A 25,541-nucleotide genomic window follows, 5' to 3' on the forward strand; every position below is an offset into this window, starting at 1 on the left:
AAAAGTTAAGGAGTCAAAATTATCCCGATTTAGTCATTATAAAAGTCTCAATCTGATGGTTTTAAAGTCCAGGATTGACCGGCGCAGCTCGTAGTGCCCCAAAATCTTTAAAACCCAGATGCAAACAAACAGGCCCAAGAGTGCCTAATTATTGATGAAGGGAAACACTATGTCTGTTCAGACACAAATTAAGACTGACATCCACCAACGCCTCGATGCAATGCACGCAGCCCGTGCAATCTGGGAAGAAGGCACCCTGCGTGCTGCCAATGAAGAGCTCTATGCCATTCTTGAAGGGGTCTATGCGCTGTATGCGGAGCTTAAAACCGAGGTAGGCAAGCGCCGTGCGTTTGCAGCTCTTTTGACTGATCTTGAGATCAAAACCCAAGCAAATACCAGTCTTGCGCTTAAAGTGATCCGTTATGTGTTTGCGGGACAAGGTCGCCGTGAAGAAGCCTATGCGCGCGTTGTGTCCATCGCTCACGACATGAAGGGGCCAGATCAGAGCTTCACCAGCTATGTGCAAGAATGTGGTGGCATTGAAGAAGTACGCCGCGTGCCCAAATCCACAAAATCAACAACCATGTCCAAAGACGATTTCAAGAAGCTGGCGCTTGAGGGTTTGCAGGAAGTGCAAGTGGGTGTGAGCACCTTTGACCTTCCAACCTTCATCCAGCCCAATACCGATTACGAAGAAGACTATGCGGTTGCGCTCGTGCGCTGCAATGACAACGGCACAGGCACGATCGTTTACGGGTGCAACGAAGCAGGTATCATTGACGCTGTCTTGGTATCTTCAGGCAAAGACTTGGATGAACGCGCCCAAGAAAGCCTTGCCAAGCTTGACGCAGGTGATCTGGCAACCAAGCGTGCACGTGATGTGCGTGAGTTTGCGTCCAAAATGATCCGCGTTGGATCAGGTGCACAAGTCAATGTGTCTGGCGGTGGAGTACGCACAAACGGCGCAGCAACTCATACCTATGGGTAAATCTAACGGTGAGTGGGGCAGTCAGTTTTTGCCCCACTCCATCTACATCCATCCAAAGGAGTTGAGCATGTCATTTGATCTCAAACACCTACCACGCTGCTTTGGCGATTTGGTCATTGCGGACCCGCTAAATGCCAGTGTCATTTGCTCATATTGTGAGCTGCCACCAGCCAAGCCTCTGTTGCTCGCAGGGCCACCAGGTGCAGGCAAGACAGAAGCGGCGCGTGTGATCGCTCACAGTTACTTTGAGCAACGCGATATTCAGCACATGCATTGGGAGTTTAATGCTGCCAGCCTTGGTAAAGACTATGAGGCCAAGATCATGTCCGAAGTTAACTACCAGATGTTTGGCAATCTGGACAAAGCTCTGATCGTCATCAACGAGATTGACGAGATGGACCTACGCACAGTGCAACCCAAGTTCCGCGAGTTTATGGACGCCAAGCGTCATCTGATCCGCTTTGTGGCCACGACCAATCACAAAAGCCGTATCATGGGCGCCGTCCTCAGTAGGTTTAGAGTGATTGACCTAGACCCGCCCAGCAACCTTGATTGGACAGATCGTGCCAAGGCTATCTTGGAGGCCGAGGGGCTAACCCCAGCCAGAGCTGATGTTGAGCGGATGCTGCAGAGCTTCCAAGGCAGCGCGCGCGACTTGATCGACTTGCTCGAAGAGACGGTTATAGCCAGCAAGGCGTTAGCGCCATGACCAACGCTTTAGGCATATACAACAAATGCATCGCAGCACTGCATCTAACCTGTCAGATCACCAACGAATACGATGTGAGGCTGTGGCATATTGTTGAAGAGGATGTGCCAGTTTCACATGCTGACCTTGATAGCCGGGATTATGCCTGTGAGCTGGACAGCGCTGTTTCAAAGATACCTTTTGATAGCAAAATCATTTTAAGACCCCACAGCTTCATGCAAAAGATCTATGAATCGGTTTATCTTGTAAAACTGCAGTCGACGTTTCGCTTTGCGGATAACGTTCATGACTATTTTACCCTTGATGGATGTTCAGCCCTATTTGACGGTGAATTAGAAGAGCTGACAGCGACATATACAGCGCCAGCGGTTGTCTTGGGCGCATTGGACTATGCCCTCTATGTTTCTAACAAAGCTGAACTCAAAGATTTCCGATTAGAGGGATACCATGAAAGCTATATTCGTGAACTTGCAGCAGAGCGCTGTGCTGAGTTTGCGGCGCTCTTGCCTTGGCTTGAGCATTTCTGGCAACGCTTGAGTGTTTTGGAGGGCGAACCTGAGTTTAACCATTTGGTAAAGCAGCTGCAGGTGATTGTGCCCAAGATTGACCAAGTGCACTTGTATGACTTCGCCAAGTACAAGCTGCTGCTAACGATGGCAGGGGATTTCTCGCCCTTGGTAAATCATTTGCAAGCAGCAAAGCAGACAGTAGTTGTGAGCACGCCCTGAAGGCTTAAACTGCGCAGTTTTGCTTTAGCGCAATCACACAGTTCAAAACCTCATAGAATGCACATTAGATGAGGTTATTGCTTAACTCATTGAATTTATTGACTGACCATTCGGTGCCATTTCCGGTCGTCCAACCAATACCTCAGACTTTATACTCAAAGCTAACAAATGCTTAGGTTTTGAGGAGATTTATACATGCGCCAAGCACAGACATTGAACGAGGCTCAGCTGCGCAGGGTTATACAGTACTGCCGCAGTCGTCGTCATCCAACACGTGACGAGACCATCATACTCACCAGCTTCTATGCAGGGCTTAGAGCCAAGGAAATTGCTGCGCTGACTGTAGGCAACGTGTTTGACGAGGCTTGCGCAGTGCGTACACAGTTCATCCTCAGCGCAGCACAAAGCAAGGGTGGGCACACACGCACGGTGTATCTAAATCAGCGATTACGCAAAGCACTGCTGGAATACAGCGCATTCATCCGCATCACAGATCCACAGCGCCCACTGTTTGAGAGCCAAAAGGGCGGGCATTTCTCAGCCAACACCATGTGTCAGCTGTTCCTCGACATCTACAAAGCTGTGGGGCTCAAAGACGCTTCAAGCCATTCGGGAAGGCGTACTTACATTACCAGATTGGCCAACAAGGGCGTTGGTGTGCGGCTATTGGCAGAGTTGGCGGGGCATTCACATATATCCACGACCCAGAGATACATCGATGTGAATTCAGAGCAGTTGAGTGAAGCGGTGGAGTTGTTGTAATTTACAGCATGCCTTCGCGCTCAGCCTTCTTGCGAGCAAGCTTGCGCTGACGGCTAACAGCTTCTTTTTTTTCACGAGCTTTGCGCACAGATGGCTTTTCAAAATGCTCTTTCAATCTCATCTCGCGAAACACACCCTCGCGTTGTAGTTTTTTCTTAAGTGCACGAAGGGCTTGATCGACATTGTTGTCGCGGACACTGACTTCCATTTGATTTCTGCCATAGTTGGAAAACGATTGCGGCGAGATTGCAGTAAAACTTGTTCAGATCAAACGAAAACTTAGCTTTATCCATATATAGCAGCATTGATGGCGCAATTAGGGCTTTCTTTGTATGCTTGCGTTTACCGCGCAGGGGCCTATTTCATACAAAATGATTGAAACTGATGATATGCCGCCAGAACATATAAGCGACATCGTGCAGATGGCTCTATCTGATCATGTGAGTTTTGGTGCTATTAAAGAACAGTATGGGCTAAGCGAAAAGCAGGTCAAAGGCCTTATGCGGGCCACGCTTAAAACTGGCAGCTACAAAGCCTGGCGAAAGCGCGTTAGGACATTTGGGGATCGCAGGGCGGTCTATAAATAGTTCTGGCTTGTTTTTACTTTTTGACCTGAGGCGCTAATGTTTAAGCCTCTTCATCGATCTCATCAAACTCATCCCGCGATAATTCATACCTCTTGCCTGTAAGCATGTCCTTCTTCAGACGCGGCGTTAGATGGCTGTAATGCCGCTCAATCATGCCAATTGATGTTCCCATTTGTATGGCAAGTGCATGTATATCCATGCCGTCGTTGAGTAGGGCGAATGTCGCATAGGTGTGCCGTAGACTGTAGAGGGTTCTGTTCTGCCCCGTACGTGGACACGTGATCAGCCCTACATCTGTGACGAACTTGCGAAAGGTCTGGTGGATGTTCTTGCTCACTGTTCCATCAGGCAGCCTAAACACAGGCAAATCAAGGCGCTGCTTGAGAAGGTCTTCAAAAGGAATTTGCCGTATGTCTTCAGACCGCTCGTGTATGCGTTTGAGATAGTTCAGCGTACCACTGCGGCAGATGATGTCCCTGCGCCCAGTTTTGCCAGTCACGCTCATCTCTAGGTACTGCTGACCACCATCCTCAAACAGGGTCACATGCTTCCACATGAGGTTCAGGGCCTCTGTGCCGTGCCGCATGCCTGTATTAGCTAAGATCAGCACATAGTCTCGCATAAGGTGGCGCATGTCTGTGGGCTTGCCTGCTTTGCCAGCCTCAATCCAGCTGGGCAGCTTACGGATAAGCGTACGGTATTCCTCACGGGTAAAGTCAGGACGCCGCTCGCTCTTCTCACCACGGTTCACCATCAAAGGCACGCTCTTGTGCGCAATAAAGCCACGGGCCACCGCTTCATCAAACACACGGTTCATGGCTGAGTTATGGGTGTTGAGCGTAGAAGCCTTTGGCTCACGCCCCATCTTTGCCCGTCGCCATTCGTAGAAGTCTTGGATTTTTTGGTAGTCGATTGAGGTCACATACTGTGCGCCAAAGAAGGGGATTAGGTAGCGCTCAATGCACACGATGTAATCCGCAAACACTTTGCGTCCTAAACCAGCATCCAGCTGCTTGCGCATATCGGCAATGGCCAGCTTGGCAACGTCAGAGAACTTCTTGGTAACAACAGGTAGGTCATTCTTATGGCGGAACTTGTACTCAAGAAAAGTATCGCGGGCGTATTCCTTGGCCTCAGCCAAATCACGCTTGCCCGTGCTGATGCGAATAGTGTGCCCATCAATCACAAACGCCGCCTGCCAGCGCTTGCTGCGCTCACGCCGATACACCCGCACCTCTCCGTCTAGTATCTGATGTGTGTCATCGCGTAGCTGCCGCATGTCATACTCCTCACTACAACACTATGGCAGGGCGCACCAACAAGTCTACGAAAGTGTGTTTTTAACAGCGTTGCGCCAGACAAGCCACCAAGCAGCAAACTTGACGTAGGTTTTGTATAACCTAACCTAATGCCCACAAATACCATGATAATAGAAAACGACGTGGAGAGCCGTACTATGAATTTAAAGACATCTGTAGCTGGCCTCCTGTTGATTGCCTCTGCGGCCTGTTCGCCTTCAAATGCTGAAAACGCTAGTTCCACCATTGCAGCCGCCATGGATGGCCCCGCTGTACAGTATGACAATTTTTCCGAAATCCCAGAAAGTGCACGGCCGAACAACGCCACAATATCTCTATACGAAGAAAACAGACGGACATTCCTTCGAAGATTGATTAGTGGCGGCAACGCCTATCGAATCCGTCCAGCAGGCAATGCGATGCCTTTTCGACGTGATTTATTGCCAGAAAGCGCAACGATCAAACGGGAGCTATCAGAAGGCTATCTCCTGAGCTATCTGTACTATGAAAACGGCTCAATCAGATATGATGGCCTACCACCGCGAGATCGCTTTAGTCGCCCTGTAGACAACGATACGCTGTTTTTTACTCACTCTACTGGCAAGAGTATTTTTTCCTACATCGTAGGACACGCAATTTGCGAAGGATACATATCTTCTGCTGATGAGACCATCGACTGGCCGCTGATGGCAAACACGGTGTACGATGGTCAATCGCTTCAAGACTTGCTCAACATGAGCGCTGGCGACAGTCATGTCGTGACCAACGGCGCATCGAGGGTCGTGGGTGCAGGTACGCATCACCGCGACATGGGAATAGACACGATTGCAAACTACCTGCAAGGCACTGAAAGAAGCGGCGGCGGTGTATTCTATAACAACGTACTAACCGACATCATCGCCAGCTATGTCGCCTATCGCGCTGGCGACAACTACGAGCGACTTTTGCGCCGTGTGTTTCAAGATAAAATCCACATTGGGAATGATGTGTACTTCGAACTGCACCGCAGAACCCCTACTGAGGGGCGTCAATCTCCCTACTACGGACAGCTTCAGACCCGGGCATCTTATTCGTTTCTAATGACCCGAGAGGATTTTCTACGTGTGGCGGTAGCAATGATGCAGGACTATCAACAACAAACCTGCGTTGGGCAGTATCTCAGGAATGCTCAGAACCAAGCCGTCCGTTGGCCAAAGTACCGGCCTGGAAATGACAATGCTCAGTTATGGCTACACAATTACGCCGCAGATTACGGCTCTCAATTCTATTTCGACTTCCACGGCATGCGCAGTCGCAACATCATAGCCACCGAGGGCTATAATGGTCAGAACATCATGATTGATCTCGACAACTCTAGGATCGTTGTGACCAACAGTGCGGCAACTGGCTGGGATCAACGTACTTTTGTACTGAATGTGATCAGAGACGGCGAGCTGCCTCGCTAAACAAGCAGTTCCTCTGTTTGTGGGGCATGAATAGAGGCGTTTCGCGCAGCGTCACTGACTGTGTGCGTACAAAACTCCGCCAACACAGTGTTCGCACCACAGCACTAGCCAAAACCGTGTTCAACACAGCGAATCCGCAGTCAGAATAGTCAGCAACACGGCAAAAAGTGTGTTTAAGGTGTGTTTTTGATTTACACAACTTTAACGCGCATTGCGCTCATTTAAGTCATTGTTTTTATTGGTAAAAGTGGTGCCCAGGGGCGGAATCGAACCACCGACACGAGGATTTTCAATCCACTGCTCTACCCCTGAGCTACCCGGGCATCCGTTTGACAAAGCGAACTCTGTCTGGGGTCGTCGTCGTTTAGTCCAGCGTTCCGGCAGTGTCCAGTGAACAATGCAAAAAAACCGATGTCTTAGTGCGGATTTTGTCGCTGGCGCTCTATCTCGGCTGCCGCGTCCTCTGCATCGTCCTCATCTTGCGACGCAACCGCATAGGATCCGTTCAGCCAGCGACCCAAATCAACGTCCGCACAGCGCTTGGAGCAGAACGGGCGATACTTCGTCACCGTCTCTTTTGAGCAGATCGGGCAGGACATTACAGCGCCTCCAAATCGGTTGGCACCGGGGCCCGCTCGCGTTTGCGCTGTAGCTCATAGTGGCCCAGCGGGGTCCAGCCAACCAACGCGGTTTCGATGCTATCGGCACGGAACGCGGCACGCAGCGCATCTTCAAACGCGCGGCGGTCCTTCTTTGGCATCGGCGCAAGGTCCAGCACGATTTGCCCGCCCAAGCCGCGCAGGCGCAAGGCGCGGGGCAGGGCGCGGGCAACGGCTAAGTTGGCACGCAATCCTGCGGCCGGTGCGGTGTCTCCGCCCGTGTTCACATCCACGGCGACCAAGGCACGCGTCGGCTCGACAAACATAGATGCCTCGCCCAGCCGGACCTCGGCGCCCGTGGCTTTGGGCAGCGCATCCAACACACCCGCACGCTCAAAGGCGCCGGGCCCGCTCTCGATGGCATCCTCAGGCGGAGTGGACCAGTCGCGCCACGCCAAACCGTGGGCGTCGGGGCCGTCCAGCAACAACTCAGGCCCGGTGCCAGTGTCCGCAAGCACCTGCTGCGCCAATTCCCATGTCGCTGCCAAATCTTCGGCGATCTCATCCGCATCGGCACCCTCTGCCGCACTGCGCAGGATTAAGCCCGCGCCACCATCAATGGGCACAGTTTCATGCGCGATCTCTAGCAGACGCTCCCGCTCATCGTCATCGCGCACCGAGCGGGCCACGTTGAAGCCTTTTGCTCCGGGCGTCACGATGCAATAGCGGCTCTTGAACAGGACGCGGTCCGTAACAGGCAAAGCCTTTCCGGGTTCTGCAAAACCCGTCACCTGCACCAAAAACGTGTCGCCGGGGGCGAGGCCCTTAGCTTGGCGAAAGAACCCGGTGCGGCCCGCACCAAGGTCCATGAACATTCCGCCTTGGCCCTTGATTGGGCGATCACAAACGCCCCGGAACACCGTGCCCGGCAGCGCAATATCTCCGGCTGGATCGACCAGCAGATCATCCAATTGACCATCAATCATACGCGCGGCTGCGGGACGTCCCGCCACCGTATCAAGCGCGATCACAATACCCTTCATGCGGTCCCTTTCCACACCGGGAGGCCAGCGGCATTTAGCACGCCCGCAGTCTCGGCCAATGGCAGGCCGACGATCCCGGTAAAACTTCCTGATATCCAGGGGATAAACGCGCTGGCAGGCCCCTGAATGGCATAGCCTCCAGCCTTGCCGCGCCAATCGTCACTCGCGATATACCAAGCGATTTCAGCGTCAGACAAAACCTTCATCCGTACGGCGCTTTCGACCGTGCGTTGCCACGACTGTGCGCCGCGACGCACCGCAAGCGCGGTGATAACCCGGTGACGTCGCCCGGACAAAAGCCGCAAAAAACGCTCCGCCTCGGCGGCGTCCTCAGGCTTGCCCAAAATGCGCCGTCCCAGCGCGACAGTCGTGTCGGCGCAAAGCACGATGTCATCTGCCTCGGCGGTCACCGCCGCAGCCTTACCCGCCGCAATCCGCTCACAATACGTGCGCGGAATTTCACGCGGCAGGGGGGTCTCATCAATGTCGGGGGGGCGCACGTCATCAGGTATGATGCCAAGCTGCGCCAATAGTTCTAGCCTCCGGGGTGAACCGGAGCCTAGGATCAACCGAGGGTGTGGCACGCGCACGTCCCTATTTGAAACGGTAATTGATCCGTCCCTTGGTCAGGTCATACGGTGTCATTTCAACCTGCACTTTGTCGCCCGCCAGAACCCGGATCCGGTTCTTGCGCATCTTTCCTGCCGTATGTGCGATAATCTCATGGCCGTTTTCGAGCTCGACCCGGAATGTCGCGTTTGGCAGGAGTTCCTTCACGACGCCGGGGAATTCGAGCATTTCTTCCTTGGCCATGGTCACTCCATCAAAATCGCCTGCGCAGTTCGCAGGTGCGGTGTAAATGCGCGCAATTTGTTCATACTTCAAGGGCTAAAGCAGTTTTGCACGCGCAGGCCCCGCAGACCCGCTTTGGCATCGTGGGTTTTCTACCGCATAGGGTCTGTCGAAATCGTTAACGATAGGGACACAATGGCCGTCATAACGCCCAAATGGACGCCTTATGAATGGGGCGGTCCAAACCGTTCCACCAGTTTGTCGCGGATCTGATCGCGCGACTGTCGATAGCTTTCCAGCTTTTGATCGCGGTTATTGCCCAAACCCGTCGGGTCCATAATGGGCCAATATTCGACCTCAAGGTGGTAAAGCCGGGTCAAATCCAGCGCCATACGCTGGCTTGCGGGCGATAGGGCGATGATCAAATCAAATCCCGACAGGTCATCCCCCCATTCCTGCATCTCTTCAAACGACCGAGAGCGATGCCGCTCCAGCTCCACATCAATCTCGGCGCAGACCGCAATCGCAAAGCCATCAATCTCGAGGTCGTTCATCACACCGGCGGATTGAACATAGATGTCCATGCCGTACAGCTTTTTCATCAAAGCCTCAGCCATGGGGGAGCGTACTGCGTTATGATCGCAGCAAAAAAGCACCGATTGTGGCTGATCCCCCCCTGACACGCATCAGCCTCCGAAATGCAACACGCAGATAAGTGTGAACAGCCGCCGCGCCGTGTCGGTGTCGATGTCGGCCTTGCCTTCCAGCCGCTCTTGCAGGATGCGCGCGCCCTCGTTGTGGATCCCGCGCCGAGCCATATCAATCGTTTCAATCTGGCTGGGGGGCAGGGTTTTCACCGCATCAAAGTAGCTGGCGCAAATCTGGTAGTAGTCTTTGACCACCTGGCGAAACGGCCCCAGCGCTAGCTGGAATTCCGCCGCCGGATCGTGGTGTTCTGTTGTCACACCAAACACAAGCCGCCGGTCGCGGATGCCCAAATTGATCCGATAGGGCCCCATGGGCGCATCGGGGCGGGCGATCGAAAAAGAATTATCCTCAAGCAGATCAAAAATCGCGACTTTGCGTTCTTGTTCAATCTCGGGGGTCGGGGTCGGCAGATTGGCGTCGTCAATCTCGATATGACAAATCTGAGCGCTCATGCGTGTGGCCTTTCCGTCTAGGGTCCTCCCCATAGCGCCCCTGATACGCTGAAAAACAGCGCCGCGCCAAGGGGAGGTGGAAAATTCTCAGCGATTGAGGCGATCAAGCCGCGCGCGTACGCTCAGCCCATGGGCCTCAAGGCTCTCGGATTTGGCCAAGGTCTCGGCAGCGGGGCCAATGGCGCGCAGGGCCTCGGGCGTCATCTGGGCCAGCGTTGTGCGTTTGAGGAAATCCATGACCGACAACCCGCTTGAGAACCGCGCCGAGCGCGCCGTGGGCAATACGTGGTTGGGCCCGCCGATGTAGTCGCCAATCGCCTCGGGCGTCCACTGCCCCAGGAAAATCGCGCCCGCGTGGGTGATTTTCTCCGACAGGGCCACCGGGTCCGCTACACACAATTCTAGGTGCTCTGGCGCAATCCGGTCGCTTAGGGCTGCGGCTTCATCCAAGTCGGCCACAGTAATCACCGCGCCATAGTCGCGCCACGAAGGCCCGGCAATCGCGCGCCGCTCCAGCGTTTCAAGGCGGGCGTCAACGGCACGCGCAACGGCGGCCCCAAACTCCGCATCATCCGTAATCAGGATCGACTGCGCGCTCTCATCATGTTCCGCCTGGCTCAACAGGTCGACAGCGATCCAGTCGGGGTCATTGTCCCCATCCGCAATCACCAAAATCTCGGATGGCCCGGCGATCATGTCGATGCCAACCTTGCCAAACACCCGTCGCTTGGCTGCCGCCACAAAGGCATTCCCGGGCCCGGTGATCTTGTCGACAGGCGCAATAGTCTCGGTCCCATAGGCCATCGCCGCCACGGCCTGCGCGCCACCAATACGGTAAATCGTGTCTACACCCGCAAGGCGCGCGGCCAACAACACCAATGGGTTGGCCACACCGTCAGGCGTCGGCGCACAAATCGCGAGCCGCTTCACGCCCGCAACTTGCGCCGGGATCGCATTCATCAACACGCTCGACGGATAAGAGGCCAAGCCACCGGGCACATACAAACCAGCCGCATCCACAGGCCCCCAACGCCATCCAAGCCGCGCACCCGTGGCGTCGGTCCAGCTTTCGTCATGGGGCATCTGCCGCTCATGATAGGCGCGGATCCGACGCGCCGCCAACGACAACGCTTCTGCCTCAGCTTCCGGCACCTGCGCCACAGCCGCGTCAATCTCCTCGGCCGAAAACGCCAACGTTTCGGGCGTCAGCGTCAGGCGATCAAACTTTTCCGTCAATTCCAGAACCGCGGCATCCCCGCGTGCACGCACATCCGCAATGATGCTCGCCACAACAGCATCCACATCCGGGCTGTCCTCGCGCTTGGCGCCCAAAAGCGTCGTAAACTGTGTTTCAAAGTCACTGTCGCGGGTGTTCAGAAATACAGGCATCGGCCCCTCCATGTCGCGCAGGGCCTACCCTGCCACGTGGTTGTGCTCAAGTCGTCTTTGGTTCGTTAAATATCTCGGGGTGGTCTGGAGGGGCTGGCCCCTCCGGCGGGCCGCATCATACGTCTGGATGACCGGGGCGGGTGTTTGACGGGGCGGCATAGGGCCGGGTGACATCCGCAAGGCTCACCTCAAGACACTCCACATCCATCCCCAAGGCACCATCCCCCGCAAGCACCAACTCCAACCGGCCCGCACCATCGGCAGCGGCAGCCCAACTTAGGGCAAGCGCCGACAGCACAATGTCCGCGTCCCGGCTCACACCACTGGATTGCACCCGCAGGACACCATCAATCCGTAGCAACGCCCGCACACGTTCGGTGCGGCGCGCGGCGTCTTCCCAGCGAAAACGGTTCACCAAGACCGTCAAAGCGCGTTTCTTGGCGTCCCAGTGGATTTGGTCCCCCGCAAACACCGCGTCCTGCAAACAGGCCGAGATAACCCGCAGGTCCTCCTCATCCCGCGCAATCAGGCGCAAGGGCGCCTCCGCACCGTCTTGGAATGTTGCGTCAGACATCGTCCTTCACCCGCTCGATTTTCGCACCAACACCGCTCAGCTTACGCACAACATGCTCATACCCGCGATCTAGGTGATAAACCCGGCTGACCTTCGTTTCACCCTCGGCCGCCAAACCCGCAAGGATCAACGACACGGACGCGCGCAAGTCCGTTGCCATCACCGGGGCACCGCGCAAACGGTCCACGCCGGTCACAGTCGCCGTGCCGCCATGGACGTCGATCTTGGCCCCCATACGGGTCAACTCCGGCGCATGCATAAAGCGGTTTTCAAAGATTTTCTCATCCAGAACACTCGTGCCCTCGGCGGTGCATAGCATCGCCATCATTTGTGCCTGCAAATCCGTGGGAAAGCCGGGGAAGGGGGCGGTTTCGACATCCACTGCCCGCATCGGCCCATTCGCGCGCCGCACCGTCAGGCCCTCGGGGCCTTCGGTTACTTCGGCACCTGCGGCCTCAATCCGCTCACAAAACGCCTCCAGCAAACCACGACGCCCGCCCTGAAGCGTGACCTCACCACCCGCGATCAGAGGGGCCAGCATATAGGTGCCCAATTCGATCCGGTCGGTCACAACAGGGTGCGTGGCACCATGCAACCGGTCCACGCCTTCAATCGTCAGCGTGTCGGTGCCTTCGCCCTCAATATGCGCACCCATCGCCCGCAAACACTGGGCCAAATCCACGATCTCAGGCTCGCGCGCGACGTTTTCAAGAACCGACGTGCCCTTGGCCAAAACAGCCGCCAGCAACGCGTTTTCCGTGGCCCCAACCGACACAATGGGAAAGGCATAGCGCCCCCCCTTAAGCCGCCCACCGGTGGCCTTGGCATGCACATAACCCTCGCGCAGGTCCAACTCCGCCCCCAACGCCTCAAGCGCCTTGAGGTGCAAATCAACGGGCCGCGCGCCAATCGCACAACCGCCGGGCAGGGACACAATCGCATGGCCATCGCGCGCGAGCATCGGCCCCAGCACAAGGATCGAGGCCCGCATCTTGCGCACAATATCATAGTCCGCAGTGTGGTTGTTGATGTCATGCGACGACATCGCCAGCACGCCACCCTCCGCAAGGCTCGATACCTCAGCCCCCAAGGACTGCAACAGCAGCGTCATCGTGCGGATATCCGACAGCCGGGGCGCATTCGTCAGGGTCAGCGGCTCTTCGCTCAGAAGGGTCGCGGGCATCAGCGTCAAACACGCGTTCTTGGCCCCCGCAATCGGGATCGACCCCTTCAGAGCCTGCCCGCCCTGTACGACTATACTATCCATGGCTCTCGTCCTCATTGTGCGCGTTAGCGTCCGCCTCGGTCCCCGGTTGCGAATCCGTCTCTGATCGCGCTTTTGCACGGGCCTGCGCCTTGCGGCGGCCCATGTTGGCCTTGAGCGCGGCCTTCAGGCGTTGTTCACGCGCAGCAGCCGCTTTTGCGGCCGGTGTCTCGGGGTGTTTGGCTGGGTTTTTTGTCATCTTAGAGACGGGTGTAGCCTGCCTTGCAAAAAGGGTCCAGATTGCCCTTGCGTGGATGTTCATTCCGGTCTAATCACCCGCCACCGGAAACATGCTGTGGTAGCTCAGTGGCAGAGCACACCCTTGGTAAGGGTGAGGTCGAGAGTTCAATCCTCTCTCACAGCACCACCGGCCCTCCCTTGAGATTGCTGGTGATAAGTTTCCGCTCCGTTTCGGTGCCGTTAGGGCGCCACGGGATGAAATTCCAAAATCTCAAAGAATGACCCACTGGCCAAGGGCGCGCCCAGATTGTGCAGCCCGGCGGCTTGGGCACGCGCTGCGCCGTCCGGTGCAAAAAGCACCAATGTATGCGTGTAAAAATCGCGCCAATCCGCCAGATAACTGCCGGCTTCAAAGACCTCATGGTCTTGGTGAACAGGCATCAAGACCTGCCAAGGGATTGGAAACAAATGCGTCTTGTCGCGCGGGGCATAGGCGGGCAGGGGGGCGATGGCGTTGCCTCCGGTGAAAACCCCGGTCCAATACGGCCCCCGGTCACGCAGGATATACGCGGCAGAGTGGGAATGCAGCCGGATCGTCTGGGACTGCTCATGCCGTGTCACCAACAGCCGATCCTGCGGCGACAAAACGGCCGCTGCAGCGCGTAATTCAGCAACCTGCGCGTCGTGCAGTGCCCATTTGTCCGTCAGCCACAGTATTTTGCCCGCCAACAGGACCAGCATCGCCCCGGCAAACACCCACAATGCGCGGGGCGTAAAGTCCACCCGGATCGCGGCCAACACCACAGGGGCCAACAGCACCGGAAACCGCATGTTGGTGTAGGCGATGCCCGAGAAATAATAGGGCACCAACAGCGTGATTAGGGCCAGCGCGGGCAGGGCGAACCGCACACGCGGGTCCAAGGACATCTGCAGCCCGGCGCGGCGGACCCACAGGATGATCGCCGCCGTTACAGCCAAGCCCAACAGCCCGACCACAATCGTTTCCGCCGTTGAGGCGAACAACCCAAAGCTGGCAAAGGGGGCGACAAAAGCGGTCAGGAATTGGATCGGCGTGCCGTAGTCGATCCCGCCGGCCTCTAGCTCCGGTGAGGCCCGCAGCGCGCCCACCAAATGCACCGCCGGGATGAAGGCAACAGCCATCACCATCCCCGCCCGCCGCAGGATCGCGGCCCGGGTCGAAGGCGCGCGCGTGACGTCGTGCAGCTCCAGCAAGCCGATCATCAACATGATGAACCCGAACGCATAAAGGTGCATCACATAGACCAGCACCGCGCAAGGCCAAATCACCGCCAACCGCACAACGGCCCCCCGTGCGGCCATCGCAAACCACAACGCCAGCACCAAAATTGCCGCCGGTGCCGCCAACACAAAGTTCTCAAACCCAAAGGCCCAAGTCATGTTATGCATCACCATCACCGCGATCAGCGGCCACACCGACCACGCGGCCCAGATCGTGCGGTGCAGCACGGCCGTCGCGGCAAACAGGCCAAAGGACCCCACTTGGATCAGCACCTTTTGCGTCACCTCAAGGTCCGCGCAGGCGCCGGGCCACGTGTGGATCAGGTCTGAGGTCAGGTTAGGCACGATGTCTAGGGCAAATGCATAGTAGCGCGCGACGTGCTCGGCCCCCGCAGCCCCACATTGCAACACATGGCGCGCCATGTGGTTGGGCCAGTCGATCAGGGGCGGCGTGTCGTACCCCCACAACATCATGTTCAACGCAAACACCCCAATCGCCGCGATGAAAAAGAGGATCGTTTCCCCTCGGACGGGGCGGATAGGGGCATTGGGTGCGTGCTTACCCATGCAGGGCTAGGGGCAGGATCGGGGCCATAGTCCCTCTTTTCATGGCGTCTTTAATAGGGGTCAGGCGCGGTTTGATACAACGCGCCTGACCTAAGGGAACCATTAACCTGTTGCCGCAGGTTTCTCAACGGTTTCAAGGGTCTCGAAGGTTCTGCGATGCGCCCCGGCCACACAAGCAGGCGGTCTACACCGCCTGCTTGCGCATAATCGCCCGTCCGATGGCGGCAATCGTCAGCAACGTCATGGCCCAGAAAAACCAAGTGATTGGCCCACGCAGCAGAATGCTCGGGTCGCTGCCCGACATCAGCATGGATTGGCGGAAGTTGTCCTCGAGCAAGGGGCCAAGAATGAACGCGATCAAGAAGGGGGCGGCGGGGATGCGATACCGCATCATGACATAGCCCACCCAGCCCATCGCAAACATCACGCCCACGTCAAAGATGTTGTTGTTCACCGCGAACACCCCATAGATACACAGGATCAACACGGCGGGCATCAGGATGCGTTTGGGCACATCCGCGACGAACCGAAAGCCCTTGATCGCGACACTGCCCACGATGAACAAAAACACCGAGCTGACGATCAACCCGATAAACAGCCCATAGATGATGTCGACGTTCAGGATGAACATCATCGGCCCCGGTTGCAGCCCATGTACCATGAACGCGCCGATGATGATCGCGGTGATCACATCCCCTGGCACGCCCAGTGCCAGAAGCGGGATCAGCGTGGCCCCTGCCACCCCGTTGTTCCCCGCCTCAGAGGCCGCAACGCCCTCGATCTCACCCTTGCCAAAGTTGGCCTTGTTTTTGGATTTCCGCCGCGCCTCAGAATAGCTCAAAAAGGCCGAAGGGGCCGCCCCGATCCCGGGGATCGACCCCAGAAACACCCCAATCAGACTGCCCCGAAGGATCGACCGAAAGCTTGCGACATAGTCTTTGATCGTGACCTTCGCATTGCCAAGCGCGCGGGCCTTGCCCAAATGCGCCGTGGGGTTCCATGCCATTGCGATGATCTCAGGGATGGCGAACAGGCCGATCAGGACGGCGATGAAATTCAGCCCGCCCATCATGTTCGGATCGCCAAAAGTGAACCGGTTGGTCCCATACACCAAATCCAGCCCCACGGTCGCCAGCAACAGCCCCAGCAACGCCGACAAGGCCCCGCGCAACAGGCTATCGCCTGACACCCCTGCGATGATCGTCAGCGAAAACAGGATCAGGGCAAAAAACTCAGGCGGGCCAAAGTTCAACGCAAAGGATGCAAGCCACCCCGCAAACAGGATCAGCGCAAGGTTGGACACCAAATCCGCCGTGCACGACGCCCAAAGCGCCATGCCCAAGGCGCGCCCGGCCTCGCCGCGTTCGGCCATTGGGTGACCGTCAAGGATCGTGGCCGATGACGCTGGCGTGCCGGGGGTCTTGATCAAAATGGCGGGGATACAGCCGCCAAAAATCCCGCCCTTATACACGCCGAGCAGCAGCAAAATGCCGGTGATCGGCTGCATCGAAAACGTAAACGGCAGCGTCAGCGCCACGGCCATCGTGGCCGACAGGCCCGGAATGGCGCCGCCGATGACCCCAATCACAATGCCCACAAACAACGCCAAAAACGCCTCAACCGAGGCGACAAGGCTCAGACCTGCCATCAGGCTGTCAATAAAACTCACGGAAGCCTCACAAAGATACCTTGGGGGATCGCGACCCCTGCCACTTTGGCGAAAAATAGATACAGCGCGAGCGGGATCACCACCGCGCAGATAAGGGCCGTGATGGGATGGCGCGTGCGGAACAAAAAGGCCGTCAGGAGGAACACAATCATCGCGGTCCACACCATGCCCAAACGGGGCAGGGCGAACATCGTCGCCACCATGATCACGGCCAGAGCAGCCAGCCGCACCCACGATAGCCCGTCGGCTGCAGGGGGTTCTGCCTCGGCGTCAGGGGCGGGTGATGCCCCGCGCGCGGCCAGCAATAGCCCCAAGCCCACCAAGCCGGTGATACCCGACAACGCATAGGGCCAAAACACGGGTGCGAGCACGATGTTGGACACATTGCTCGGCGACGAAACCCAGTTCGGGATCGCCCAAAGCACAAGGAACGCAGCGGCCAAACAGGCCCCAAGTCCCAGTTGAAATTGGATGGTTTTCGGTGACACCCCATATCCCCCAGTGTCAAATCTCGTGAAGAATGCGGCCGCCCAAAGACAGCCGCATCCAGCGTTTTCAGTCCGTTAGGCCTTAACCTTCAATGCGCATCCCAAGGTCTTCGACCAGCGTGCGGAAGGTGTCGTACTGACCTTGGATGAACTCATTGGCCTTGACCGGGTCCATCAGCTCGATGACCGAGCCGCGGGCCTCCATGGTTTCGCGGAACTTGGGGTCGGCAGTGGCGGCGGCCATCCACTCACCCCACTTTGCGGCCACATCATCGGGCAGATCGTCTGGGCCTGCGATCCCGGTCCAGCCGACCAATTGGTTCAGCTTGTCCTTGCCCAATTGGTTCGCGGTGGGGGCGTCAAAGCCGACAACAGGCTCGGCCGTGGTCACCAACAGCGGCGTCAACTGCTTGTTGGCCACAAACGACGCAAGCGCGGATGAGTTGGTGCACACAAACGTCGATGTCCCGTTCAGAACAGCCGTGATCGCGGCGCCGCCACCTTTTTGCGGGATGTGTGTGGCGTCGGTCAGCGGGTCGGCCACGCCGAACTCCGAAAGGACCATCGCACTGGCCAGATGCGGCATCGACCCCACACCGGAGGAGCTGTAACTGATGCCGCCCTCGGCCACTTTTGCAATCAACTGATCCATCGACGTGATGCCCGACGCCGGGCGCACCGCGCAGGCTACAGGGTTGATTTCATACACGGTCACAAAGCGGAAATCTTCCAGCCCGTAGGGCAGTGTGGCCTTCATCGCAGGGTTCACGGAATGTGAGCCGACCCGCGCAAACAGCATCGTATAGCCATCCGCGCTGGCGTTTTGTACGGCAACCGACCCGGTCGCGCCGCCAGCACCGGTGATGTTCGCCATTACCAAGGGCTTGCCCACCGCCGCGCCCAAAGGCTCAGAGATGGTGCGCGCAGAAATGTCAGTGGCCCCACCCGCGCCGTAGGGGATCACCATGTTGATCGCCCGCGTCGGATAATCAGCATAAGCCGCCGTCGCGCCCAAAAGGGCCGCGGCCGTGACGGCAAAGGTCAAAGTCGTGTGTTTCATGTAGTCCTCCCAGTGGTTTTCGTGGCCCTCTTGCGGGGCTCTGAAAAAACGATAGGCGTAAGTTCCGCTTTACGGAAGTTAAAACAACTTACCATGCATGTAAGCGTAAGTATCGTGCGCTCGTGCGGAAATCGTGGGCATTTCGGGGTAGTCTCTGCGCACGGGCAGCCCTACGGTGACCGACATGTATACACTTTATTATTCCAAAGGGTCCTCTGCGCTTGCGCCACACATCCTCGCCCTCGAACTGGGTGTGGACCTCGCGCTGGCTGAGGTGCCGATCCCACAGGGCGCGCATCAGGCGCCCGAATTCCTTGCGTGCAACCCAAAGGGCCGTGTGCCACTGCTGGACACACCCGAGGGCAGTCTGACCGAAAACCCCGCGATCCTTGAGTATTTGGCCGCGCGCCACCCACAGGGGGGGCTGCTGCCGGAAGGTCCCTTGGCCCAAGCCCGCGCGCGCGAATTATGCGCCTATCTGTGTGCCACGGCTCACATCGCATTCGCCCATAAACTGCGGGGCAAGCGCTGGGCGCAGGACCCCGTGGCTTTGGCCGATATGCAAAAGTACGTCCCGCAAAACCTAACGGAATGCGCGACTTACCTCGAATCCACCCTGCCATTGGGTCCATGGGCGCTAGGCGTAGACTATAGCTTTTGCGACCCCTATCTTTATGTCTTTGCCCGCTGGTTAGACGCCGCAGGGGTGCCGATTGATCCTTTCCCAAAACTCGCCGCGCACAAACTTGCAATGCTGGCGCGCCCCGCTACACAGGCCGCGTTGGCCGCACAGGAGATCCAAGAATGACAACAACCGCAATCGTGGGCCTCGGCTCAATGGGCTATGGCATGGCGCAATCGCTGCTGCGCGCGGGGATGCGCACCCACGGCTATGATATCTCGGCCGAACGCACGGCCCAGTTTCAGGCCGAAGGCGGCGCTGAGGGCGCGTTGGGCGATGTTGCGGGAACGTTGGATGCGCTGGTTGTGGTGGTCCTGAACGCGGCCCAAACCGAGGATGTTTTGTTCGGCGCGAACGGTGTGGTTGCTGGCCTGCGCCCCGGCGCAATTGTCCTGAGCTGCGCAACCGTGCCCCCCGCATTTGCACGCGAAATGGAGGCACGCTGCGCGACCAGCGGCGTCTTGTACCTCGATGCGCCGATTTCGGGCGGAGCGGCCAAGGCGGCATCGGGCCAATTGTCGATCATGGCGTCGGGCACACCGACGGCCTTTGCCGCTGCGCGCCCCGTGTTGGATGCAATGGCCGAAACGGTGTTCGAATTGGGCGATGCCGCAGGCGCTGGCTCGGCGATGAAGGCGGTGAACCAATTGCTGGCGGGCGTCCACATCGCAACCATGGCCGAGGCCCTGACCTTTGGGATGACCCAAGGGGTGACGCCTGCCGCTTTTGTTGAGGTGATCTCAAAATGTGCGGGCACGAGCTGGATGTTGGAAAACCGCGCGCCCCACATTGTGGACGGCGATTACGCGCCGCGCAGTTCGGTGAACATCTGGCCCAAGGACCTTGGCATCGTGCTCGACATTGCGCGCGACGCGGGCTTTGAGGCGCCGATCACGGATACTGCGCTGGCACAGTTCAAGGCCGCCGCTGACATGGGTTTGGGGGGTGTTGATGACGCCGCCGTAGCCAAGGTCTATGCCAAGCAAGCGGGGCTAAAATTACCGGGCGAATAATGTATACATTAATGTGTACATTAAACGCCCAGCCGTAGGGGGCGCTTTGCCCCCTATAGCAACCCGTCCGGCATCGCCTGTTCCGCCGCCGTATTCGCGCGGCGGAAATAGAACGTCACGCAGGTTGAGACGATCACGATGAACAGCGAATACAGAACCGGCACCGCCATGTAACTTTGCGCCTCGGTGCCCGAGAACGTAAACGCGATGATCGCCACCGCGAGGGGACCGTTCTGGATGCCGGTTTCAAGCGCCACGGTGCGCGCATTGCGGGGGTGTAATTTCAGGGCGCGGGCAAAGTTGTAGCCGATGAAAATCCCCACCAAACCCAGCGCTGCCGAGGCGGCGTAGGTGGCCCATGTCGTCTCCATCAAAAAGCCCCAGTTGCGCGGGATCCAGGACACGATCAGAAAGACGATAAAGAACACCGCAAGGGCTGAGCCCATGAACTCTGTCACCGCGCCGACATTGGCGTTCATCTTGCGCAAGGTCATGCCAATCGCGACGGGTACCAGCAGCAAAACCAGTGTGGCAATGATGTTTTCGCGCGGAATTTCGAGGTCGAGCGCACCTGCATAAATCAACAAAACAATCGGGATCAAAAGCACCCCAAAGATCGTAGAGGTGACGGTCATCAAGACCGAAAGCGCCAGATTACCCTTTGAAAAGTATGTGAAAATATTCGATGTCGTGCCGCCGGGCATACAGGCCATGATCAACGTGCCGACCGCAATCGCCTCTGGCAGGGGCAGGGCCGTGATCAGCAAAAAGCCAATAAACGGCATGAACCCGTACTGCGAGACCACCCCAATCGCGAGGCCCTTTGGCCGCTTGAGCGCGAGGACAAAATCGCGCGGCGTGAGCGATGCGCCCATGCCCAACATAATCACCGCAATCATCAGCGCCAGAATGGCTTGTTCAAAAGGTCCGACCATGACGCTATCCCTTGCTTAGTTCTTCGGCGCGCAGGTCTTTGCGCAGGATTTTTCCGACGTTGGATTTGGGCAAATCACCCCGGAATTCAATGACTTTGGGCACCTTGTAGTTGGTCAGGTGCTCTTTGCAGTAAGCGCGTAGGGTGGCTTGATCGAGGGTGTCGTCCAAGGCCACAACATAGGCCTTGAGGGCCTCGCCACTGGCGCCGTCCGGCACCCCGATCACTGCGGCTTCTGACACGCCGGGGTGGCGGGTCATGCAGTCTTCGATCTCATTGGGATAGACGTTAAAGCCCGAAACCAGCACCATGTCCTTTTTACGGTCCACGATGCGGAAATAGCCGTCGGCGTCCATCGTGCCGATATCCCCCGTCAGGAACCACCCGTCGCGCAGGACATTCGCGGTTTCTTCGGGGTTTTGCCAATAGCCCTTCATGATTTGGGGGCCTTTGGCAGCCAGTTCGCCCGCGCTGCCTTGGGGGACTTCGTCGCCGGCCTCATCCACACATTTCATGTAGGTCGAGGGCACGGGCACGCCGATGGAATTGACCCGTGTTTTGCCCATCGGGTTGAAGCTGAGGCAGGGGGCGGTCTCGGTCAGGCCGTAGCCTTCGAGGACAGGTTTGCCGGTGATTTCTTCCCACCGTTCGGCCACGGCGGACTGCAATGCCATGCCGCCAGCGGCCGCAAATTTTAGGTGCTTGGGCGGGGAATCCAAGAACCAGATTTCATTATTCAAACCATTAAAGAGCGTATTGACCCCGCTTAGCACCGTAATCTTATAATTTTCGAACGCGCGCTTCAGATTGCTGAGCGGGCGAGGATTGGGGATCAACACGTTGTTGGCCCCCAGTGAATAGAACCCCAGCAGGTTCACGGTGAAGGCAAAGACGTGGTACATCGGCAGCGCGGTTAGCACGACCTCAGACCCGCTTTCGAGGCCCTCCAGCAGTTCCAGCGTCTGCTCCATGTTGGTGAGCAGGTTGGCGTGGCTCAGCATCGCGGCCTTGGATACGCCCGTCGTGCCGCCGGTGTATTGCAGGCACGCAAGGTCGTCGCCCGTCATGTGGGCGCGGTATTCCTCGACCACGACTTGGTCGGCGTCGCGGCGGCTGCGCCCGCTGGCCAAAGCGTCGGGCAGGCGGATATGCGGGACCTCAATCTGGGAAAGCGACCGGTCCCAGTATTTTTGCACCAAGCGCACGATGCCGCGCGGGGCGGCGGGAAAAAACTCGGCAACTTGGGTGACGATGATGTTGGGGATCGGGTGGCCCTGCATCGCCTCGACCAGCTTTTCGGCAAAGATATCAACGATGACGAGCGCGTTGGGCGTAGCATCCGCGAACTGCTTGGCCATTTCTTCAGCGGTATAAAGGGGGTTCACGTTCACCAGAACGCAGCCCGCCTTCATCACCCCAAAGGCGACCACGGGAAAGGGCAGGCCATTGGGTACCTGCAGGGCCACACGGTCCCCCGCCGACAGGCCCGCGACTTCGCGTAGGTAAATCGCGAAAGCGTCTGACATTTCATCGACTTGCGCATAGGTGAGCCGCCCGTTCATCCCGTTGGGCAGGCAACAGGTGAACGCGGTTTTGGCCCCATGCAGGTGGGTCATGGCGTTGATCAAATCACCGATCGTTCGGTGCAGCGGGGCGGGAATATCCGCGCGCGCATTTGGCCCGTAAAAGGCCGTCCACGGCCGGTTTTGTTCGCTCATGAGACCCTCCCCAAGGTTTTTGGCACCCTAGCAGTTAAGCGTGTTTTGGAAAGAGTCATCATGCGTCACGGGCCAAAGGTCCGCAACGTCACCTTGGGTCTGTGGCGGCTAGGGCGTATTAGGGAGCAGCCCGCCAATCGCCTCGGCTTGGGCGGCGACCTCGGCCACGCCTGTACCGTGTCGCAGGGCGCAGAACTGGAACGGACGGCCTGCGCGCATCCGGGTGGCGTCCCGCTCCATCACGCTCAGATCGGCGCCGACATGGGGCGCGAGGTCGGTTTTATTGATGATCAACACGTCCGAGCGGGTGATCGCGGGGCCACCCTTGCGGGGGATTTCCTCACCCGCGGCCACGTCAATGACATAGAGCGTGATGTCCGCCAGTTCGGGTGAGAACGTGGCCGACAGGTTGTCGCCCCCGCTCTCGATCAGGATGACGTCCAGATCCGGGTGGCGCGCGTTCATCTGGGCCACGGCGGCCAGGTTGATGCTTGCGTCCTCACGGATGGCGGTGTGGGGGCAGCCCCCGGTTTCGACGCCGATAATCCGGTCCGAGGGCAGGATTTGCATCCGGGTCAGGGCCTCGGCGTCCTCTTGGGTGTAGATGTCATTGGTGATGACGGCCACGGATAGCCGGTCTTTCCAATGGGCGGCGAGGCGCGCGGTGAGGGTGGTTTTGCCAGCGCCCACAGGGCCGCCGATGCCGATACGAAGGGGGCCATTTTGGCTCATGTGCGGAAGGTCCTTGAGTAAAGAGTTTCGTGCTGCATAGCGTGGATATCGGCCAAGAATGCGGTGCCTGAGAGGGCGTCTAGGTCGCCCTGTGCGGTGTCGGTGGCGATCGTCTTGCACAGGGGCGATAGCGCGTGGATCAGCGCGTGGCCTTGGGTTTGGCCGAGCGGGATCAGGCGAATGCCGACGGATACAAGCGTGCTCGCAAAGGCCTGAAGGTAGTATTGTGTGGTCAGCTCTAGGGGCAGATCCAGCAGGTGCGCGGCCCGGCCCACAGCCACCGGGTAGGCATAATCGGGCAGGTCGATCGGCCAGATCGCGCGGGTGGTCGCGGCAAAGGCGGCCCCTTGTTGCGTCGTCTCCATCACCCGCTCCGCTGAGGAGGCAAAGGCGCGGCAGAGATCATCGGCCTGCGCAGGGTCGCCGTGAAAGGCCGCCGCTAGAAATAGCGCGTCATTGCGGCCCGAGCCGTGGGTCAGCACCGGCGTGATCCATGCGCGCAGGCTTTCGGCATCGTGGACCAAGCCGCCCTCAATCGCGGTTTCGAGCCCATGGGAATAGGCAAAGGCCCCGACGGGGTAGGCGGGTGAAAACCACTGCGCCAGGGTGAGGGTCGCGTCAGTGGTCATGGGGAACCGGCCCGTGCTGGTGGGAATGGTCGTGGCCGTGGGTGCGGCCATGGCCATAGGCGCCGCCCTCGGGGGTGAAGGGGGCGGTGATTTCGGTAATCTGTGCCCCGAGGCCGCGGAGCATATCGGCCATGATCGGGTCCGCGCGGATGATCAGGTGGTCGGCTTCGATCTGGCAGGGCGTGTGGCGGTTGCCGATGTGCCACGCCAGCCGGGGCAAGTTGCCGGTGATGCGCAGGCACGGCTCATCCGCCGCGAGCACCGCAATATGCGTGCCGTCCGTGCAGACCAGCACGCCACCGGGCGGCAGCGATGTGGCTTGGGCGAAGTCCACCAGCACTTGGTTGCCTTGGTCCGTGGTCAGCACCTTGCGGCGCAGAAAGCGGGCGTCATAGCTGAGCGTCAGCGCGTCGCTGGGCGCGCCGTGGGGATGAGGGTGGGTGGTTTGTGCTGTTTTCATCGTTGATCTGACGCGCGAGGTGCGGTCCCCGGCCGCGGTTTGAGTAGGAGGCTCTCGACCGTGGGGCTGGGTCGGGGCAGTCGATATTTTGCACCATTGGTGCCGTAGCTTTGCGAGGGGAGCGCTTGACCCTCGATGGGTGCGAAGCGCCCTCCCGCGGGGAGGGGTAAGCACTGCCTTCGGCAGGGCACCCGGGGAAACAGCGTTTTGTCTTTCATCAATTACTCTTTCCCAGACTGCATCCATTGGCGAACATCCTGATCAACAGTCGCTGCAAATGCTGACCCCCAGATACTCAAATAGAAGGCTGGAATGTCTGCGTAGGGCGGGACCGAAAGCCTCGCTGAATGATCCCATCCGGTATCGGGGTATCTCAGTCCTCGATCTGATGCGAAAATTTTACCAAATCGATCAATCATATCTTGGCTTCTAGGAACGGATCCGCCGATTTCTTCATTGGTCGGAATTCTAGAAGCACCGGCAGCATCTGGACCGATGTTTTTCACATACGCGTCCCTGAAGCCGCGCACTTTATGAATGAAATCGCATTTGGCCTTCGTTTCTGCACTTTTCTTCATGTTTTGTGCCACACGACCATAAGCTTTGGTGATGGAGTGCCCCAGATCCTTTAAGTCTTTTTCCGATACGCCTTGTGCTCGAAGGTCGGCCTTTAGGCTCAGTTCTAAGCCAATGCCCAGAAGCTGCAGCATTGGGCGCAAGTGTCTTGGCCCAGTGAAACGCTCACCAACGTTCATGGCATCGACGGCGTCAAAGTACTCGAGCGCGAGGCCTACGTATCCTATAGCGTCTT

At 58.0% G+C, this 25,541-nt stretch carries 30 protein-coding genes and 2 tRNA genes; 9 read left to right on the plus strand and 23 right to left on the minus strand.

Annotation, left to right across the window (positions count from 1 at the left end):
* Positions 1-169 precede the first annotated feature (169 nt).
* The 4 genes from PM04_RS09625 to PM04_RS09640 all read left to right on the plus strand — a co-directional run bounded on the left by PM04_RS09625 (position 170) and on the right by PM04_RS09640 (position 3,187).
* Positions 170-988 carry a hypothetical protein gene (locus PM04_RS09625; protein ID WP_038006148.1) on the plus strand — a complete coding sequence of 273 codons (819 nt, stop codon included), beginning with the start codon at positions 170-172 and terminating at the stop codon, positions 986-988.
* Positions 989-1,055: 67 nt separating this feature from the next.
* A complete protein-coding gene (locus tag PM04_RS09630; protein WP_038006150.1) occupies positions 1,056-1,697 on the plus strand; it encodes an ATP-binding protein in 642 nt (213 codons plus the stop codon).
* Positions 1,694-2,425 carry a hypothetical protein gene (locus tag PM04_RS09635; protein WP_038006152.1) on the plus strand — a complete coding sequence of 244 codons (732 nt, stop codon included), beginning with the start codon at positions 1,694-1,696 and terminating at the stop codon, positions 2,423-2,425. Before PM04_RS09630 ends, PM04_RS09635 begins: the two co-directional genes overlap by 4 nt.
* Before the next feature lie 195 nt (positions 2,426-2,620).
* On the plus strand, positions 2,621-3,187 hold the full coding sequence (locus PM04_RS09640; RefSeq protein ID WP_038006155.1) for a tyrosine-type recombinase/integrase: 567 nt from the start codon (positions 2,621-2,623) through the stop codon (positions 3,185-3,187).
* A gap of 1 nt (position 3,188) precedes the next feature.
* Here PM04_RS09640 and rpsU read toward each other — a convergent pair whose 3' ends face one another.
* Positions 3,189-3,395: a 30S ribosomal protein S21 gene (gene rpsU, locus PM04_RS09645; protein WP_038006156.1), complete on the minus strand. Its 207-nt coding sequence runs from the start codon at positions 3,393-3,395 to the stop codon at positions 3,189-3,191.
* 163 nt (positions 3,396-3,558) lie between these two features.
* Between rpsU and PM04_RS09650 the strand changes: the two genes are divergently transcribed.
* Positions 3,559-3,774: a TIGR03643 family protein gene (locus PM04_RS09650; protein ID WP_152600850.1), complete on the plus strand. Its 216-nt coding sequence runs from the start codon at positions 3,559-3,561 to the stop codon at positions 3,772-3,774.
* Positions 3,775-3,814: 40 nt separating this feature from the next.
* Here PM04_RS09650 and PM04_RS09655 read toward each other — a convergent pair whose 3' ends face one another.
* Positions 3,815-5,053, minus strand: coding sequence for a tyrosine-type recombinase/integrase (locus PM04_RS09655; RefSeq protein ID WP_038006160.1), 1,239 nt, complete (start codon positions 5,051-5,053; stop codon positions 3,815-3,817).
* A 177-nt stretch (positions 5,054-5,230) separates the two neighbouring features.
* Here PM04_RS09655 and PM04_RS17875 point away from each other — a divergent pair, with 177 nt between their 5' ends.
* A complete protein-coding gene (locus PM04_RS17875) occupies positions 5,231-6,517 on the plus strand; it encodes a serine hydrolase (RefSeq protein WP_161785917.1) in 1,287 nt (428 codons plus the stop codon).
* Between the two features lie 248 nt (positions 6,518-6,765).
* Here the strand turns inward: PM04_RS17875 and PM04_RS09665 are convergent.
* From PM04_RS09665 to PM04_RS09715, 11 genes are all read right to left on the minus strand, one after another.
* Positions 6,766-6,840 (minus strand) — tRNA-Phe (locus tag PM04_RS09665).
* 93 nt (positions 6,841-6,933) lie between these two features.
* Positions 6,934-7,116, minus strand: coding sequence for a DNA gyrase inhibitor YacG (locus tag PM04_RS09670; RefSeq protein ID WP_038006166.1), 183 nt, complete (start codon positions 7,114-7,116; stop codon positions 6,934-6,936).
* Positions 7,116-8,159 (minus strand): ribonuclease E/G, encoded by a 1,044-nt coding sequence (locus PM04_RS09675; protein WP_038006169.1) that lies wholly within the window; start codon positions 8,157-8,159, stop codon positions 7,116-7,118. Before PM04_RS09675 ends, PM04_RS09670 begins: the two co-directional genes overlap by 1 nt.
* Positions 8,156-8,743, minus strand: coding sequence for a nucleoside triphosphate pyrophosphatase (locus PM04_RS09680; protein ID WP_152593996.1), 588 nt, complete (start codon positions 8,741-8,743; stop codon positions 8,156-8,158). Before PM04_RS09680 ends, PM04_RS09675 begins: the two co-directional genes overlap by 4 nt.
* Positions 8,744-8,753: 10 nt before the next feature.
* Positions 8,754-8,972: a translation initiation factor IF-1 gene (gene infA / locus PM04_RS09685; RefSeq protein ID WP_011455993.1), complete on the minus strand. Its 219-nt coding sequence runs from the start codon at positions 8,970-8,972 to the stop codon at positions 8,754-8,756.
* Between the two features lie 203 nt (positions 8,973-9,175).
* The gene (locus tag PM04_RS09690) at positions 9,176-9,568 is read right to left on the minus strand and encodes a low molecular weight phosphatase family protein (protein ID WP_233486369.1); all 393 of its coding nucleotides are present in this window, start codon (positions 9,566-9,568) and stop codon (positions 9,176-9,178) included.
* A gap of 69 nt (positions 9,569-9,637) precedes the next feature.
* Positions 9,638-10,111, minus strand: coding sequence for a UPF0262 family protein (locus tag PM04_RS09695; protein ID WP_038006176.1), 474 nt, complete (start codon positions 10,109-10,111; stop codon positions 9,638-9,640).
* 87 nt (positions 10,112-10,198) lie between these two features.
* The gene (gene hisD, locus PM04_RS09700) at positions 10,199-11,500 is read right to left on the minus strand and encodes a histidinol dehydrogenase (protein ID WP_038006179.1); all 1,302 of its coding nucleotides are present in this window, start codon (positions 11,498-11,500) and stop codon (positions 10,199-10,201) included.
* Positions 11,501-11,615: 115 nt separating this feature from the next.
* On the minus strand, positions 11,616-12,074 hold the full coding sequence (locus tag PM04_RS09705; RefSeq protein WP_038006182.1) for a DUF2948 family protein: 459 nt from the start codon (positions 12,072-12,074) through the stop codon (positions 11,616-11,618).
* On the minus strand, positions 12,067-13,341 hold the full coding sequence (gene murA, locus PM04_RS09710) for a UDP-N-acetylglucosamine 1-carboxyvinyltransferase (protein ID WP_038006185.1): 1,275 nt from the start codon (positions 13,339-13,341) through the stop codon (positions 12,067-12,069). The genes PM04_RS09705 and murA overlap by 8 nt, the downstream gene beginning before the upstream one ends.
* On the minus strand, positions 13,334-13,537 hold the full coding sequence (locus tag PM04_RS09715) for a hypothetical protein (RefSeq protein ID WP_038006188.1): 204 nt from the start codon (positions 13,535-13,537) through the stop codon (positions 13,334-13,336). Before PM04_RS09715 ends, murA begins: the two co-directional genes overlap by 8 nt.
* Positions 13,538-13,630: 93 nt before the next feature.
* Here PM04_RS09715 and PM04_RS09720 point away from each other — a divergent pair.
* Positions 13,631-13,705, plus strand: a tRNA-Thr gene (locus PM04_RS09720).
* A 53-nt stretch (positions 13,706-13,758) separates the two neighbouring features.
* On the opposite strand, the gene PM04_RS09725 is transcribed toward PM04_RS09720, so the two are convergent.
* The 4 genes from PM04_RS09725 to PM04_RS09740 form a co-directional block, all read right to left on the minus strand.
* Entirely contained in the window at positions 13,759-15,345 is a 1,587-nt protein-coding gene (locus PM04_RS09725) for a hypothetical protein (protein WP_038006191.1), read from the minus strand.
* Positions 15,346-15,529: 184 nt separating this feature from the next.
* On the minus strand, positions 15,530-17,014 hold the full coding sequence (locus PM04_RS09730; protein WP_081945976.1) for a tripartite tricarboxylate transporter permease: 1,485 nt from the start codon (positions 17,012-17,014) through the stop codon (positions 15,530-15,532).
* On the minus strand, positions 17,011-17,502 hold the full coding sequence (locus PM04_RS09735; protein WP_038006194.1) for a tripartite tricarboxylate transporter TctB family protein: 492 nt from the start codon (positions 17,500-17,502) through the stop codon (positions 17,011-17,013). The genes PM04_RS09730 and PM04_RS09735 overlap by 4 nt, the downstream gene beginning before the upstream one ends.
* Positions 17,503-17,584: 82 nt before the next feature.
* Positions 17,585-18,562, minus strand: a complete 978-nt coding sequence (locus PM04_RS09740) for a tripartite tricarboxylate transporter substrate binding protein (RefSeq protein WP_038006196.1) — start codon at positions 18,560-18,562, stop codon at positions 17,585-17,587.
* Positions 18,563-18,746: 184 nt separating this feature from the next.
* Here PM04_RS09740 and PM04_RS09745 point away from each other — a divergent pair, with 184 nt between their 5' ends.
* Entirely contained in the window at positions 18,747-19,370 is a 624-nt protein-coding gene (locus PM04_RS09745; RefSeq protein WP_038006199.1) for a glutathione S-transferase family protein, read from the plus strand.
* On the plus strand, positions 19,367-20,257 hold the full coding sequence (ltnD, locus tag PM04_RS09750) for an L-threonate dehydrogenase (RefSeq protein ID WP_038006202.1): 891 nt from the start codon (positions 19,367-19,369) through the stop codon (positions 20,255-20,257). The genes PM04_RS09745 and ltnD overlap by 4 nt, the downstream gene beginning before the upstream one ends.
* A gap of 53 nt (positions 20,258-20,310) precedes the next feature.
* On the opposite strand, the gene PM04_RS09755 is transcribed toward ltnD, so the two are convergent.
* The 6 genes from PM04_RS09755 to PM04_RS09780 form a co-directional block, all read right to left on the minus strand.
* The gene (locus PM04_RS09755) at positions 20,311-21,192 is read right to left on the minus strand and encodes a bile acid:sodium symporter family protein (protein WP_038006205.1); all 882 of its coding nucleotides are present in this window, start codon (positions 21,190-21,192) and stop codon (positions 20,311-20,313) included.
* Positions 21,193-21,196: 4 nt separating this feature from the next.
* Complete coding sequence (locus PM04_RS09760) at positions 21,197-22,909, minus strand: AMP-binding protein (RefSeq protein ID WP_038006208.1); 1,713 nt, start codon at positions 22,907-22,909, stop codon at positions 21,197-21,199.
* A gap of 108 nt (positions 22,910-23,017) precedes the next feature.
* Positions 23,018-23,641, minus strand: coding sequence for an urease accessory protein UreG (gene ureG / locus PM04_RS09765; RefSeq protein WP_038006210.1), 624 nt, complete (start codon positions 23,639-23,641; stop codon positions 23,018-23,020).
* Entirely contained in the window at positions 23,638-24,270 is a 633-nt protein-coding gene (locus PM04_RS09770) for an urease accessory protein UreF (RefSeq protein ID WP_038006213.1), read from the minus strand. Before PM04_RS09770 ends, ureG begins: the two co-directional genes overlap by 4 nt.
* Complete coding sequence (locus PM04_RS09775) at positions 24,260-24,730, minus strand: urease accessory protein UreE (protein WP_038006216.1); 471 nt, start codon at positions 24,728-24,730, stop codon at positions 24,260-24,262. The genes PM04_RS09770 and PM04_RS09775 overlap by 11 nt, the downstream gene beginning before the upstream one ends.
* A gap of 221 nt (positions 24,731-24,951) precedes the next feature.
* On the minus strand, positions 24,952-25,440 hold the full coding sequence (locus tag PM04_RS09780; protein WP_152593995.1) for a hypothetical protein: 489 nt from the start codon (positions 25,438-25,440) through the stop codon (positions 24,952-24,954).
* Positions 25,441-25,541 lie beyond the last annotated feature (101 nt).

The organism is Thalassobacter sp. 16PALIMAR09, from assembly GCF_000765485.1.
Lineage (GTDB): Bacteria > Pseudomonadota > Alphaproteobacteria > Rhodobacterales > Rhodobacteraceae > Thalassobacter > Thalassobacter stenotrophicus.

What these genes read in the sequence shown, in the direction of transcription:
- PM04_RS09760 (WP_038006208.1), bottom strand. Translation starts at nt 22,909, where the DNA reads ATGAGCGAACAAAACCGGCCGTGGACGGCCTTTTACGGGCCAAATGCG.
- rpsU (WP_038006156.1), bottom strand. Translation starts at nt 3,395, where the DNA reads ATGGAAGTCAGTGTCCGCGACAACAATGTCGATCAAGCCCTTCGTGCA.
- PM04_RS09655 (WP_038006160.1), bottom strand. Translation starts at nt 5,053, where the DNA reads ATGCGGCAGCTACGCGATGACACACATCAGATACTAGACGGAGAGGTG.
- PM04_RS09630 (WP_038006150.1), top strand. Translation starts at nt 1,056, where the DNA reads ATGTCATTTGATCTCAAACACCTACCACGCTGCTTTGGCGATTTGGTC.
- PM04_RS09775 (WP_038006216.1), bottom strand. Translation starts at nt 24,730, where the DNA reads ATGAAAACAGCACAAACCACCCACCCTCATCCCCACGGCGCGCCCAGC.
- PM04_RS09740 (WP_038006196.1), bottom strand. Translation starts at nt 18,562, where the DNA reads ATGAAACACACGACTTTGACCTTTGCCGTCACGGCCGCGGCCCTTTTG.
- ltnD (WP_038006202.1), top strand. Translation starts at nt 19,367, where the DNA reads ATGACAACAACCGCAATCGTGGGCCTCGGCTCAATGGGCTATGGCATG.
- PM04_RS09695 (WP_038006176.1), bottom strand. Translation starts at nt 10,111, where the DNA reads ATGAGCGCTCAGATTTGTCATATCGAGATTGACGACGCCAATCTGCCG.
- PM04_RS09715 (WP_038006188.1), bottom strand. Translation starts at nt 13,537, where the DNA reads ATGACAAAAAACCCAGCCAAACACCCCGAGACACCGGCCGCAAAAGCG.
- PM04_RS09745 (WP_038006199.1), top strand. Translation starts at nt 18,747, where the DNA reads ATGTATACACTTTATTATTCCAAAGGGTCCTCTGCGCTTGCGCCACAC.
- PM04_RS09640 (WP_038006155.1), top strand. Translation starts at nt 2,621, where the DNA reads ATGCGCCAAGCACAGACATTGAACGAGGCTCAGCTGCGCAGGGTTATA.
- PM04_RS09635 (WP_038006152.1), top strand. Translation starts at nt 1,694, where the DNA reads ATGACCAACGCTTTAGGCATATACAACAAATGCATCGCAGCACTGCAT.
- PM04_RS09690 (WP_233486369.1), bottom strand. Translation starts at nt 9,568, where the DNA reads ATGGCTGAGGCTTTGATGAAAAAGCTGTACGGCATGGACATCTATGTT.
- PM04_RS17875 (WP_161785917.1), top strand. Translation starts at nt 5,231, where the DNA reads ATGAATTTAAAGACATCTGTAGCTGGCCTCCTGTTGATTGCCTCTGCG.
- hisD (WP_038006179.1), bottom strand. Translation starts at nt 11,500, where the DNA reads ATGCCTGTATTTCTGAACACCCGCGACAGTGACTTTGAAACACAGTTT.
- PM04_RS09755 (WP_038006205.1), bottom strand. Translation starts at nt 21,192, where the DNA reads ATGGTCGGACCTTTTGAACAAGCCATTCTGGCGCTGATGATTGCGGTG.
- PM04_RS09770 (WP_038006213.1), bottom strand. Translation starts at nt 24,270, where the DNA reads ATGACCACTGACGCGACCCTCACCCTGGCGCAGTGGTTTTCACCCGCC.
- PM04_RS09675 (WP_038006169.1), bottom strand. Translation starts at nt 8,159, where the DNA reads ATGAAGGGTATTGTGATCGCGCTTGATACGGTGGCGGGACGTCCCGCA.
- PM04_RS09725 (WP_038006191.1), bottom strand. Translation starts at nt 15,345, where the DNA reads ATGGGTAAGCACGCACCCAATGCCCCTATCCGCCCCGTCCGAGGGGAA.
- murA (WP_038006185.1), bottom strand. Translation starts at nt 13,341, where the DNA reads ATGGATAGTATAGTCGTACAGGGCGGGCAGGCTCTGAAGGGGTCGATC.
- ureG (WP_038006210.1), bottom strand. Translation starts at nt 23,641, where the DNA reads ATGAGCCAAAATGGCCCCCTTCGTATCGGCATCGGCGGCCCTGTGGGC.
- infA (WP_011455993.1), bottom strand. Translation starts at nt 8,972, where the DNA reads ATGGCCAAGGAAGAAATGCTCGAATTCCCCGGCGTCGTGAAGGAACTC.
- PM04_RS09625 (WP_038006148.1), top strand. Translation starts at nt 170, where the DNA reads ATGTCTGTTCAGACACAAATTAAGACTGACATCCACCAACGCCTCGAT.
- PM04_RS09705 (WP_038006182.1), bottom strand. Translation starts at nt 12,074, where the DNA reads ATGTCTGACGCAACATTCCAAGACGGTGCGGAGGCGCCCTTGCGCCTG.
- PM04_RS09670 (WP_038006166.1), bottom strand. Translation starts at nt 7,116, where the DNA reads ATGTCCTGCCCGATCTGCTCAAAAGAGACGGTGACGAAGTATCGCCCG.
- PM04_RS09650 (WP_152600850.1), top strand. Translation starts at nt 3,559, where the DNA reads ATGATTGAAACTGATGATATGCCGCCAGAACATATAAGCGACATCGTG.
- PM04_RS09780 (WP_152593995.1), bottom strand. Translation starts at nt 25,440, where the DNA reads ATGCTGCAGCTTCTGGGCATTGGCTTAGAACTGAGCCTAAAGGCCGAC.